Origin of the sequence: Streptomyces viridiviolaceus (assembly GCF_014650995.1) — a bacterium.
Classification (GTDB): domain Bacteria; phylum Actinomycetota; class Actinomycetes; order Streptomycetales; family Streptomycetaceae; genus Streptomyces; species Streptomyces viridiviolaceus.
Genome location: NZ_BMWA01000034.1, coordinates 58,991 through 71,372 on the forward strand (window position 1 = coordinate 58,991; position 12,382 = coordinate 71,372).

General features: G+C 72.0%; 12 protein-coding genes. 8 read left to right on the forward strand and 4 right to left on the reverse strand.

The window, feature by feature from the left end; all coding sequences use genetic code 11:
• Window positions 1-23 precede the first annotated feature (23 nt).
• The 3 genes from IE260_RS35535 (at window position 24) to hsaA (IE260_RS35545) (ending at window position 2,607) form a co-directional block, all read left to right on the forward strand.
• A complete protein-coding gene (locus IE260_RS35535) occupies window positions 24-800 on the forward strand; it encodes an SDR family oxidoreductase (protein ID WP_189879544.1) in 777 nt (258 codons plus the stop codon).
• A gap of 23 nt (window positions 801-823) precedes the next feature.
• Window positions 824-1,261, forward strand: coding sequence for an SRPBCC family protein (locus tag IE260_RS35540; RefSeq protein ID WP_189879546.1), 438 nt, complete (start codon window positions 824-826; stop codon window positions 1,259-1,261).
• 176 nt (window positions 1,262-1,437) lie between these two features.
• Window positions 1,438-2,607, forward strand: coding sequence for a 3-hydroxy-9,10-secoandrosta-1,3,5(10)-triene-9,17-dione monooxygenase oxygenase subunit (gene hsaA / locus IE260_RS35545; RefSeq protein WP_189879548.1), 1,170 nt, complete (start codon window positions 1,438-1,440; stop codon window positions 2,605-2,607).
• 224 nt (window positions 2,608-2,831) lie between these two features.
• Here the strand turns inward: hsaA (IE260_RS35545) and IE260_RS35550 are convergent, their stop codons facing one another.
• Window positions 2,832-4,286: an FAD-dependent oxidoreductase gene (locus IE260_RS35550; RefSeq protein WP_189879550.1), complete on the reverse strand. Its 1,455-nt coding sequence runs from the start codon at window positions 4,284-4,286 to the stop codon at window positions 2,832-2,834.
• Window positions 4,287-4,897: 611 nt separating this feature from the next.
• Between IE260_RS35550 and hsaA (IE260_RS35555) the strand changes: the two genes are divergently transcribed.
• From hsaA (IE260_RS35555) to IE260_RS35575, 5 genes are read left to right on the forward strand one after another with little or no spacing between them, the layout of a single operon-like run.
• Entirely contained in the window at window positions 4,898-6,064 is a 1,167-nt protein-coding gene (hsaA, locus tag IE260_RS35555; RefSeq protein ID WP_189879553.1) for a 3-hydroxy-9,10-secoandrosta-1,3,5(10)-triene-9,17-dione monooxygenase oxygenase subunit, read from the forward strand.
• A gap of 11 nt (window positions 6,065-6,075) precedes the next feature.
• Window positions 6,076-6,936: a 4,5:9,10-diseco-3-hydroxy-5,9,17-trioxoandrosta-1(10),2-diene-4-oate hydrolase gene (gene hsaD / locus IE260_RS35560; protein WP_189879555.1), complete on the forward strand. Its 861-nt coding sequence runs from the start codon at window positions 6,076-6,078 to the stop codon at window positions 6,934-6,936.
• A 52-nt stretch (window positions 6,937-6,988) separates the two neighbouring features.
• Entirely contained in the window at window positions 6,989-7,882 is an 894-nt protein-coding gene (locus IE260_RS35565) for a VOC family protein (protein ID WP_189879557.1), read from the forward strand.
• 11 nt (window positions 7,883-7,893) lie between these two features.
• Window positions 7,894-8,370: a flavin reductase family protein gene (locus IE260_RS35570; protein WP_229881631.1), complete on the forward strand. Its 477-nt coding sequence runs from the start codon at window positions 7,894-7,896 to the stop codon at window positions 8,368-8,370.
• A 54-nt stretch (window positions 8,371-8,424) separates the two neighbouring features.
• Entirely contained in the window at window positions 8,425-9,330 is a 906-nt protein-coding gene (locus IE260_RS35575; RefSeq protein WP_189879560.1) for a MaoC family dehydratase, read from the forward strand.
• Window positions 9,331-9,516: 186 nt separating this feature from the next.
• Here the strand turns inward: IE260_RS35575 and lipP1 are convergent, their stop codons facing one another.
• From lipP1 to IE260_RS35590, 3 genes are read right to left on the reverse strand one after another with little or no spacing between them, the layout of a single operon-like run.
• Window positions 9,517-10,437, reverse strand: coding sequence for a LipP1 family hormone-sensitive lipase (gene lipP1, locus IE260_RS35580; RefSeq protein ID WP_189879562.1), 921 nt, complete (start codon window positions 10,435-10,437; stop codon window positions 9,517-9,519).
• A 41-nt stretch (window positions 10,438-10,478) separates the two neighbouring features.
• On the reverse strand, window positions 10,479-11,225 hold the full coding sequence (locus IE260_RS35585; RefSeq protein WP_189879565.1) for a glucose 1-dehydrogenase: 747 nt from the start codon (window positions 11,223-11,225) through the stop codon (window positions 10,479-10,481).
• On the reverse strand, window positions 11,225-12,355 hold the full coding sequence (locus IE260_RS35590; protein WP_189879567.1) for an LLM class flavin-dependent oxidoreductase: 1,131 nt from the start codon (window positions 12,353-12,355) through the stop codon (window positions 11,225-11,227). Before IE260_RS35590 ends, IE260_RS35585 begins: the two co-directional genes overlap by 1 nt.
• Window positions 12,356-12,382 lie beyond the last annotated feature (27 nt).

Below are 12,382 nucleotides of genomic sequence, written 5' to 3' on the forward strand. Positions count from 1 at the left end.
CCTGTCCCCCGAAGGAACAGACCATGACCCGTACTCATCTGGTCACCGGAGCGGCCTCCGGCATAGGCAGGGCCACCGTGGACCTCCTGCGCGCACAGGGGCACGCCGTCATCGGGGCCGACCTCAAGGACAGCGACATCTCCGCCGACCTGTCCACCGCCGAAGGCCGGGCCGAACTCGTCAGCCGCGCCCGCGAGCTGTCCGGCGGCCGCCTCGACGCCGTCATCTCCTGCGCGGGAACCGCACAGTTCGACCCGCTCACCATCAAGGTCAACCACTTCGGCGCCGTCGCCACCCTGGAGGGACTGCGCACCCTGCTGGCCGCCGGCACCGACCCCCGGGCCCTGGTCGTCAGCTCGATCGACTCCGTGCACCCGACCGACCCCGCGATCGTCGACGCCGCGCTCGCCGGGGACGAGGAGGCGGCGGTGGCGGCTTCCCGGGCAGCCGTCGACCGCGGTGAGGGTCACCTCGTCTACTCCTCCTCCAAGGCCGCGATCTCCCGCTGGATCCGCCGCTCCGCCGTCACCGAGGACTGGGCCGGGGCGGGCATCCCGCTCAACGCCGTGGGCCCTGGTGTGGTCGTCACACCCATGACCCGGCCCATGCTGGACGACCCGGACATGCTGAAGCTCGTCGAACAGAGCGTGCCGATGCCGCTGCACGGCCACGCCCGCCCCGAGCGGATCGCCCCGCTGATCGTCTGGCTGACCTCCCCCGAGAACACCCATGTGACCGGACAGGTCGTCTTCGTCGACGGCGGTGCCGACGCGGTCCTGCGCGGCGACCGCACCTGGTGACCACACACATCGAGGAGACGCCCATGAACACCCGGACGCTCGTGCGTTCCACCGTGCTCGCGGCCACCCCCGGCCAGGTGTGGGCGGCCATCGGCGACTTCGGCGGTCTCGCCCGCTGGCACCCGCACGTGCCGCCGTCCACCATCGAGGACGACGCCGATCCCGAAGACCCCGGTGCCGTACGGGCCTTCGCGATCGACGGCAAGGTCGTCGCCCGGGAACGCCTGCTGGACCGCGACCCCGAAGCCCACTGGTACCGCTACACCCTCCTCGACCCGTTGGTACTGCCGGTCGGCGACTATGTGGCGACGATCGCCGTACACCCGCACGCCGACGGTGCCGAGGTCCGGTGGTCCGCCGTGTACCAGGGCCCGGACGAGGTGGTGCCGCAGGTGGAGTCGCTCTTCGGCGACAGCACCTACGGCACCGGCCTCGACGCGCTGCGGGCGCGCTTCGCCTGAGACCGGTCCGACAGTGCTTCTCCGACCGCCCGCACCCCAGGGCGACCGTAATCTCCGGTATGCGTGGAGATCGCCGGTGATCTCACCTGTCGGACAGAAGGTGTTCCGTTCGGGATCGACACGCATAGGTTCCCTTCCGACGCCCAGGACGAACCGAGGAGCCGAGAGGGAAGCGCATGCGCGAAGACGACGTGCTCGCGGCGGTCCGCGAAATCGCCCCCGCGCTGCGCGAGCGTGCCGTCGAGGCCGAGGCGCAGCGCCGTGTGCCCGTCAGCTCCGTGAAGGAACTGGAGGAGACCGGCTTCTTCCGGCTGCTCCAGCCCCGCGCCCACGGTGGACTCGCCGCCGACCCGGCCGTCTTCTACGCCGCGGTGGAAGAGATCGCCAAAGCGTGCGGCTCGACCGGCTGGGCCGCCTCCGTCATCGGTGTGCACCCCTGGCACGTGGCCCTCTACGACCCGCGGGCGCAGGAAGAGGTGTGGGGAGAGGACGACTCCACCCGGATCTGCTCCTCCTACGCGCCCACCGGCGCGGTCACCCCGGTGGACGGCGGCTACCGGTTGTCCGGCCGGTGGCACTTCTCCACCGCCTGCGACCACGCCCGGTGGGCCCTGCTCGGCGGTCTCGTCACGGACGGCGAGGGCCGGCCGGTGGACATGCGGACCTTCCTGGTGCCGTGCACCGACTACCGCGTGGACGACGTGTGGGACACCGTCGGCCTGCGCGGCACCGGCAGCAACGACCTCCTCGTCGACGACGCCTTCGTTCCCGAGCACCGCACCCTCGGCTACGGCCCCGTGGCCGCACTGGCATGCCCGGGACACGAGGTCAACGCCGAGCTGCTGTACCGGCTGCCGTACGCCGCCGTCTTCACCACCGCCATCTCGACCTCGATCGTCGGCATCGCCGAGGGCGCGTACGAGGACTACGTCGCGGCGGCCCGGGAGCGCTTGCGCGTCTCCCGCGGACAGAGGGCCGCCGAGGACCCCTTCGCGCAGGTGCGCATCGCTCGCGCCGCCAGCGGCATCGACGCGGCCAGGCTGCAGCTGAGCCGCAACATGGCCGACCTGTACGCGGTCGCCCGGAGCGGCGAGAAGCCGTCGACGTCCTTGCGCGCACGGGCCCGCCGGGACCAGGTGCTCGCCACCGAACGCGCGGTCACCGCCGTGGGCCTGCTGGTGGAGAACGCCGGCTGCAGCCCCATGCGCGAGGGCGGCAGCGTCTTGCAGCGCGCCTGGCGGGATCTGCACACCGGCCGCGGGCAGGCGGCCAACGACGTGGAGCGGGCGCTCGTCCTCTTCGGCCAGGACGCGCTCGGCATCGAGGTCCACGACCCCATGCTGTGACCCTCGACGGCGCGTCCCCGGCCGCCCTGCCGACCACGGCGGCGCGGTGGTGTTCCTGCTGTCGGAGCAGCGCCGGTTCATCGCCGGGACGACTTCGCGGGTGTACGGCGGGACCCTCGCGGCGCCGGGCGGTCCCGGCCCGGCGAACACCGCTGCACCGATCAGCCCCTCCGCTGCGCCGGCCACGCGGGCGAGCCGCATCGTGCGACCCGCCCACGGCTGCGCTACCGGTTCAGCGCAGCACTGCGGCCCGCCCTGCGGCCGAAGAAGCTGCCGTCGCCGAGCGAGGCGCCGCTCGCGTATCCCCAGGCGGCGATGCCCGCCGTGGCCCGGCCCGCCGCATACAGTCCGGGGATCGGCTCCCCGTCCACGTGCAGCACCTCGGAGTCCGTGCCGGTGGTCAGCCCACCGAGGGCGAAGCCCGAGGTCATGCCCCGGAGGTCCACGGCGCCCAGCGGGCCGCGCAGCGGCCGCAGCCAGCGCGCCGCCTTGCGCAGCAACGGGTCCCGGCCGTCCTCGGCATGTCGGTTGTAGACCTCCAGCGTCGCCTCCAGCGCTCCGGGCGGCAGTCCCATCTCCTCGGCGAGCTCGGTCGCGGACTCGCACACCCACGTCGGCGGCAACTGCAGGACGTCCGGCGCGGCGGAGACTCGGCGGGCTTCCTCGAACCCCTCCTCGTCGAGGACGAGGAACGTCTGGTTGCCCTGCTGGAAGAGGGCGGCCTGACCCAACCGTCCGGGGTAGGTGTCCTCGTTGATGAACCGCTGGCCGCTGCCGTTGACCACGATCCCGCGGATCAGGTACTGCGGGTCCATGTGGATGGCGACCTCGCAGGCGTCCATGTGCGCGACCCCCGCCCCCAGCGCCTGGGCCAGCTTCACCGCGATGCCGTCGTGCTCCTCGACCGCCGAGCCCGGACGCCCCATCAGCAGCGGGGCGTGCGCCGCCAGCATCGCCTCGTCGTAGGTGAAGCTGCCGGTGGCGAGCACCACGCCGCATCGGGCCCGTACGGTGACCCGCTCCCCGTGGCTGCGGGCGACCACGCCGCACACCCTGCCGTCCCGCTCGACCACCAACCGCTCGATCCGCACGCCGAAGTGGGCCTTGACGCCGAGTTGTTCGGCGGTCTCCACCAGGGGCTTCATGAGCATGTATCCGCCGCCGCGCTCGCCGGTGCGCTTGTCGTGCATCTGCGGCAGGTGGCCGCGCGGCGCGGGCTCGACGATCTCGTCGAACGGGTGGGCGTTCTCGCCGCCGGAGTACATCAGACCTTCGTCGGCGGCGGGTTCCCATGCGGGCTCGCCGTAGAAGACCGGCTTGAACGGCACGCCGCAGCCGACGAGCCAGTCGAAGTGCGCGACGCTGCCCTCGCAGTAGGCGGAGATCTTCGCCGCGTCGGCTCCCGGCCCCATCGCGGCCATCAGGAACGTGGCCATCGCCTCCGGCGAGTCGTGGAACCCGCAGGTGCGCTGCAGGGCAGTGCCCCCACCCAGGTAGACGAAGCCGCCGGCCAGGGCGGCGGCCCCGCCCCAGCCGCCGGCCCGCTCCAGCACCAGCACCTCGGCCCCGGCCCGCGCGGCCTCGACGGCGGCCGAGGCTCCGGCCACTCCGTATCCGGCGACCACCACGTCCGCGGTGACGTCCCAGGTGCCGATGTCCGCCGCTGCACACGGTCTCATGTCGTCGTCCCCTCGCCTCGCGGAATGAGGGCAGGAGCGTAGGGCGGCCGTGTCGCGCGACACACGCCGGAGTTCCCGGTGGCCGGGAAAGGCCCCTCGCGGAGCGAAACACGGACTCCTGGGCGCCGTGCGGCCCGACCCCGCCGGGGAGCCCGTGCGGCGGTACGTGCCGCACGGGCTCCCAGACGGATTGACGGCCCGTGGCCGAGCCACGGTCCCTCATCGAGCGAATGCTCGGTCCGTCGAGCGCGTCCGGCTCCCGCCCGCTGGGCTCCCGCCATCCATTCCGGTCCTCGCGTTCGCCGTTCTCGCCCCGCACATCGCGACCGTCGCCATGTCGCGGGCACGGCGTACCGAGCAGAGGCCACGAGAGGACACCACGTCCGACGCAGTGCTGGTCACGGGGACGGACCGGAGCTGACGCCGGGCCACACACCGGCCAGCCCCGGGATCCCCCCGGAGACAGCACGGCGGTGGTGCACCTCCCGGCCGGCCCGCCGCGCCGAAGCCGCCGCTCCTTCCCGCTCAGTGGGAGCACCGTATTTCGTTCCGGAACAGCTGCAGCGTACGGTCCTGCCACTTCGCCACCACGACCCGAGAGGGGATGCTCCATGGCCGAAGACGTGCTGGCAGCGATCCGCGCCCTCGCCCCGGCGCTGCGCGAGCGCGCGGCCGAGGCCGAGACGCTGCGCCGCGTGCCCGACACCTCCATCAAGGAGCTGGAGGACACCGGCTTCTTCCAACTGCTGCAGCCCACTGCCTTCGGCGGCCGGGCGGCCGACCCGCTGGTCTTCTACTCCGCCGTCAAGGAGATCGCCAAGGCGTGCGGCTCCACGGGCTGGGTCGCCTCGGTGGTCGGCGTCCACCCCTGGCACGTCGCCCTGTACGACCCCCGGGCCCAGCAGGAGGTGTGGGGCCAGGACCCCAAGACCCGCATCGCCTCCTCGTACGCCCCCACCGGCAGGGCGACCCCGGCCGACGGCGGCTTCCGGCTGTCCGGCCGCTGGCACTTCTCCTCCGGGTGCGATCACGCCCGGTGGGCCCTGCTCGGCTGCCTCGTCCCGGACGCCGAGGGCGCCCCGGTGGACATGCGGACCTTCCTGATCCCCCGTACCGAGTACCGCATCGACGACGTGTGGGACACCGTCGGCCTGCGCGGCACCGGCAGCAACGACGTCGTGGTGGAGGACGTGTTCGTCCCCGAGCACCGCACCCTGAGCTTCGGCCCGGTCACCGCGCTGCAGGTGCCCGGTCACGAGATCAACCAGGAGCCGCTGTACCGACTGCCGTACGCCGGCGTGTTCACGACCACCATCTCCACCCCCATCGTCGGCATCGCCGAGGGCGCGTTCGACTCCTACGTCGAGGCCACCAAGCAGCGGATCCGGGTCTCCTACGGCCAGAAGGTCGCCGAGGACCCCTTCGCACAGGTGCGCATCGCCCGCGCCGCGAGCGACATCGACGCGAGCTGGCTGCAGCTGACCCGCAACATCGGCGAGATGTACGCCCTCGCCCGGCGGGGCGAGGAGATCACGACCGACATACGCACCCGCACCCGCCGGGACCAGGTGATCGCCACCGAACGCGCGGTCGCGGCGCTCGACCTGCTGATGGAGAACGCCGGCGGCAACGCCATGCGCACCGGCCCCAACCCGGTCCAGCGCGCCTGGCGAGACGCCCACACCGGCCGCGGTCACGCCGCGAACGACCCGGAGCGGGCGCTGGTCATGTTCGGCCAGGGCGCGCTCGGCCTCGAGATCCAAGACGTCATGCTCTGAGAGGAACCCGGATGGCACAGCTCACGTACGCATCGACGTCCCGCACGGCCAAGGCGGGCGGCCTCACCCTGCACTACCACGAGGCCGGGCCGGCCGACGCACCCGTGGTGATCATGCTGCACGGCGGCGGACCCGGAGCCTCCGCCTGGAGCAACTTCGGCCGCAACCTCCCGGTCTTCGCGGGGTCCTTCCGCACCCTGCTCGTCGACCAGCCCTGCTTCGGCCGCTCGGACAAACCCGAGCTCGACAAGGACTACTTCAGCTACAGCGCCGACGCCGTCGCCGCGCTGATGGACGAACTGGGCATTGTCCAGGCTCACTTCAGCGGCAACTCACTCGGCGGCGGAACCTCCGTGCGCATGGCCCTGAACCACCCGGACAAGGTCGCCAAGCTGCTGCTGATGGGCCCCGGCGGGGTCTCGGTCAACCTCTTCGCCCCGGATCCGACCGAGGGCATCAAGCGGCTGTTCGAGTTCAGCGCCGCCCCGGAACCGACGAAGGGGCAACTGCGCGCCTTCCTCGGCGTCATGGCGTACGACCAGTCCATCGTCACCGACGAACTGGTCGAGGAACGCTGGGCCTCGGCAACCGACCCCGACAACAGGCGCGGCAACGCCCGGATGGCGGCCGCCTTCGCCAACCCCGCCTGGGCCGAGGACTGGATGCTGTGGCGCGAAGCCCACCGCATCACCCAGCCGGTGCTCCTCACCTGGGGCCGCGAGGACCGCGTCAACCCGCTCGACGGCGCGCTGGTCGCCCTCAAGACCATTCCGGACGCCCGGCTGCACGTCTTCCCGCACTGCGGCCACTGGGCCCAGACCGAACAGGCCGACGAGTTCAACCGCCTCGCCATCGGCTTCTTCTCCCACTGACCGACTCCCCGCCCCGACCGCTGTCGCCCCCTGACGGAGAGGTACTCACACCATGGACATCCGTGCTCTCGGCTACCTGCGCCTGGAGACCACCAAGCCGGCTGAGTGGCGCACGTACGCGCTCGACGTCCTCGGCATGGTGGAGGCCTCCGGCACCACCGAGGAAACCCTGTACCTGCGCATGGACGACCGGTCCTACCGCATCGCCATCCAGGCGGGCGAGAGCGACCGGCTGCTGGCGGCCGGCTGGGAGGTGGCGAACCGTGCCGCCCTCGCGCAGGCCGCCCAGGAGCTGGAGGCCGCCGGCTTCGCCGTGAAGACCGCGGACGCCGCCGAACTCTCCGAGCGCCGCGTCCAGGGCCTGATCCACGTGACGGACCCCTGCGGCAACCCGCTGGAGATCTACTGGGGGCAGGCACAGGACCACTCGGCGCTCGGCACCCCGTACGGCAACCGCTTCGTCACCGGCGACCTGGGCCTGGGCCACGTCGTGCTGCCGGTGCCGGACATCGAGGCCGCGCTGGACTTCTACGAGAACCTGCTCGGCTTCCAGCTCCGCGACTCGATGAAGCTGCCGCCGCAGGCCGTCCCCACGGCCGCCGAGCAGCGGGACTTCCACTGGATGCACTTCCTCAGCCCCAACGCCCGCCACCACAGCCTGGGTTTGTACCCCGGCGCGCTGCCGCCCGGCATCGTGCACTTCATGGTCGAGCTGGAGACCCTGGACGACGTCGGTTTCTGTCTGGACCGGATGAACGCCGCGGGCATTCCCATAGCCTCCTCCCTCGGCCGCCACTCCAACGACCACATGGTCTCCTTCTACGCCCAGGCGCCCGGCGGCTTCCAGGTCGAGTACGGCTGGGACGGCCTGGTCGTCGACCCTGCCACCTGGGTCGCCAAGGAGATCACCGCGGACAGCTTCTGGGGCCACCAGTGGAACGGCTGACGATGCATCAGATGGATCCCGTCGTCTTCCGGGACGTTCTCGGCCGATTCGCCAGCGGCATCACCGTGGTGGCGGCACTCGACGGCGCGGAGCCCGTCGGGTTCGCCTGCCAGTCCTTCGCGTCCCTCTCCCTCGACCCACCGCTGGTCATGCTGAGCGTCGGCAAGGCGTCCACCAGCTGGCCGAGGATCGAGCGGGCGGGCCGCTTCTGCGTCAACATCCTCGCAGAGGACCAGAGGGAGGTCTGCGCGGCGCTCGGTGCCCGCGGCGGGCAGAAGTTCGCCACCGTGCCGTGGCGTCCCTCGCCGTACGGCACCGTGGTGATCGACGGCGCCCTGGCCACCGTCGACTGCCGCCTGGCGGCGGTACACGAGGCCGGTGACCACTACATCGTCACGGGCGAGGTGGTCGACCTCGCGGCCCGGGAGAACGGACGGCCGCTGCTCTACTTCCGCAGCCGTTTCGCCACCGGCACGTTCTCCGACTGAGCAGAGCCCCGAACCCGGCACAGCCCCGAACCGGACACGAAGGAACCCACCCCCATGCCGATCGATGTCGAGAAGCTGACCTCCGCCCCGCCCGTGCGCGCCGCGGCGGTCTGGGACGACCGCGATGTGCGGCTGTACCACCTGGCGCTCGGCGCGGGCGTCCCCGAGACCGACCCCGGTGAACTGCGTTACCTCTTCGAGGGACATGAGCAGGGCATGCAGGTGCTGCCCACCTTCGGAGTGGTGGCCGGCGGCGGCGGAGGAGTGGGGTTCCAGGTCTTCGACCTGCCCGGAGTGGACATCGACCTGGCCGCCGTGCTGCACGGCGGCCAGGAGATCACCGTGCACCGTCCGCTGCCCGCCGCCGCCCGGGCGACCACGGTCACCCGGGTGCCGGCCGTGTACGACAAGGGCAAGGCCGCCGTCATCGTCCAGGAGTCCACCCTTCTCGGCGAGGACGACGAACCGCTCATCACCCAGCGCAACCAGATCTTCGTCCACGGAGAGGGCGGCTTCGGCGGCGACCGCGGACCCTCCGAGCGTCTCCCCGCGCCGGACCGGGAGCCCGACCTGGTGCTGGAGATCCCGACGCTCCGTCAGCAGGCCCTGCTGTACCGGCTCACCGGGGACTGGAACCCGTTGCACGCCGACCCGGCCACCGCCCGCCGAGCGGGCTACGACCGCCCCATCCTGCACGGGCTGTGCTCCTTCGGGATGGCGGTCAAGGCCGTCACCGACCGCCTGCTGGGCGGGGACACCAGTCGCATCGCGGAGTGCCGTACGCGCTTCGCCGGGGTGTTCTTCCCGGGTGAGACCCTGCGGCTGCGCATCTGGGAGACCGGCGACGGCTACCGGCTGACGGCCACGGCCGCGGACCGCGACGACGCGCCGGTCCTCACCGACGCCCGGCTCACCGCCGGCCGGCGCCGTGAGGTGCCCCCGGAAGCCGGGGCCCGCTGAACCGGCAAGAACCGCCGAACCGCATCAGCACCGAGGCCCACCGCAACCAGACCGTCGTTCGGACAGGGACAAGCGGGAGGCGGTGGACGCCGGGCGGCACCTCGTGCACGCCCGGTTCCGGTACCGCGGTGTGCGCCTGTTCACGGCAAGGAGCCGACAGCATCGCCGGCTTCGGCGAAGGGCCGGTTACTGCTCCCGCTCAGCTGACGCCAGTGCGGCGCACAACGCGCGCGCCGCTCCGGTGAGCGCCTGGTCGGCCTGCGGCAGCAGCCCGCCGAGGCCGAGGAAGCCATGGAACACACCCGGCCACAGGCACAACTCCGTCGCGACGCCGGCCGATTCGAGGCGCCGCGCGTAGCGCAGTCCGTCGTCGCGCAGCGGATCGCACTCGGGCAGCAGCACGACCGCCGGTGGCAGGCCGGTCAGGTCGGCGGCCAGCCCGGGGGAGGCGTACGGGTCCGAGCCGTCCCCGTCCGCGCCCAGATACTGCTCCCAGTACCAGCGCATGTGTGCCGTCGTATGGAAGAAGCCCGTGCCGTACGTCGCGTACGAGCGGGTCTCCATACGGTGGTCGAGGACCGGGTAGGCGAGCAGCTGCGCCGCGATGACCGGGCCGCCGCGGTCCCGTGCCATCAGGGTCACGGCCGCCGCGAGGTTCCCCCCGCTGCTGTCACCCGCGACGGCCAGCCGGGTGGGGTCGCAGCCCAGCGCGGCCGCCTGTCCGGACACCCACGCGGTGACGGCGTAGGCGTCCTCGGCCGCCGAGGGGAAGCGGTGCTCCGGCGCGCGGCGGTAGTCCACCGAGACCACCACCGCGCCGGCGCGGTAGGCCAGTTCCCGGCAGATGCCGTCATGGGTGTCGAGATCGCACAGCACCCAGCCGCCGCCGTGGAAGAAGACCACAGCGGGCAGCGGGGAAGCGGAGGCTGCGACCGGCTCGTAGATCCGAACCCGTACCTCGGGCGCGCCCGCCGGCCCGGGTACGTACCGGTCGGTGACGCGGGGGAGCGGCCGTGCGGGGCGCGACCGGGCGCCGGACCGTGCGGCCTGCCGGATCGCGGCCGGCTCGATCGGACCGAGGGCGGGATCGGGGAATCCCGCCGACATGGCGTCGGCGAGTCTCCGGGCACCTGGGGTGAGGGGGTCGCTCACTGGGCCGTCAGCCCGCCGTCGACGGCGAACTCGGCTCCGGTGACGTACGCGGAGGCGTCCGAGACCAGGTACAGCACCATCTCCGCGACCTCCTCCGGACGGCCCATCCGGCGCAGCGGCACGTTCGGCCACTCGCGCTCTCCCGCGTCCGCGCCGAGGGCCCCGGCCACCATCGGGGTGTCGACCATGCCCGGGTGGACGGAGTTGACCCGGATGCGGTGCCGGGCCAGGTCCAGGGCGGCCGACTTGGTCAGCCCGCGCAGACCGAACTTCGTCGCCCCGTAGGAGGCGTGGCCCACGATGCCGACCAGCCCGGCGGTGGAGGAGATGTTGACGATCGACCCGCCGTCACCCGTCGCGCGCAGGGCCGGGACGACGGCCTGGATGCCGAGGAACGGACCGACGAGATTCACCTGGAGGAGCCGCTGGAGGTTCTCCTCGGTGTCCTCCTCGACGGGGGCGGTACGCCACAGCGCCGCGTTGTTGACGAGGGCGTCGATCCGGCCGAAGGCGTCGAGCCCCGCGCTGACGACCTGCCGCCAGCCGACCGGGTCGGTCACGTCGTGGACGACGAACAGCCCTTGGTCGCCGAGGCCCTTGGCGATCTCCCGGCCCTCGTCCTTGCGTACGTCCGTGAGCACGACACGCGCCCCGTGCTCCGCGAACAGCCGTGCTTCCGCGGCCCCCTGGCCGCGCCCTGCTCCCGTGATGACGACGACCTTGCCGTCCAGGCGCTGTGCCATCACTCGGCCTCCCCCGCCAGGGTGCGGAAGTGGGGGATCACCTTCTCGCCCCACTGGCGGATGGTCTCCATGCAGGCTTCCTGCGGCACGGTGCCCATCTGGATCAGGCACATGACCTCGTCGACACCGATCCGGCGCAGCTGTTCGACGTAGTCGATGGCGGTCTCGGCGGTTCCGTAGGCGTGCTCGGCGTTGAACTGTCCGGTGTCGCTCGGCCGGACGGGGATCTTCGCCTCGTGCAGCTTGGCCACCAGCATCTCGCGGTCCCGCTCCATGGCGGCCACGTGGTCCTCGTTCTCGTCGTAACCGGTGGGCGCGGGCCCGTTGCCGTACCAGTGGGCGATGGACTCGGCGAAGAACCGCTGCCCGCGGGTACCGATCCGGTACGCCGCCTCGGCGTCGTCCAGCACGATCGTCGGGCACAGCGCGGAGAAGTGGTCGTTGACCTCGCTGGAGACGAAGCGGTCGCCGCTGCGGTCGGCGATGGCCTCGTCGTAGACCCTGCGCATCCGGCGTACGTCGTCGGCGCCGGCGAAGCCCAGCACCAGGGCGCCGATGCCCAGTTCGGCGGCGAGCTTCAGGGTGTCGTGCTTGCTGCAGGCCATGAACAGCGGTGGGTGCGGGTCCTGTACCGGACGGGGCAGGATCGCGCCCGGGCCGATGTCGATCGACCCGTGCCACTCGAACTGCTCCTTGCGCCATGCGTTGCTGAAGATCTGCAGCGCCTCTTCCATCTGCGGGTAGGTGTCCTCCGGCCGGACGCCGTACATGGACATCTCCTGCTTCGTGGCGCCGCGCCCCGCACCGATGTCGACGCGGCCGCCCGACAGCACGTCCAGCATGGCGGCGCGCTCGGCCACCCGCACCGGGTGCTGGTAGCCGAACGGCATGGTGACCACGCCGTGGCCGATGCGGATGCGGGAGGTCCGGGCGGCGACCCAGGTGAGGAAGACCTCGGAGGCGCTCATGTGCGCGTACTGGGTCAGCGAGTGGTGCTCGACCGCCCAGATGCGGTCGAACCCCATCTCCTCGGCGTAGACGGCCTGTTCGACACAGTCACGGATGACCTGCCGCTCGCGCTCGGGCGTCGGGTCGGTCAGCTGTGCCTCGAAGATCATGGAGAACTTCACGGGATGCCTCCTAGGTATTTCTGATCG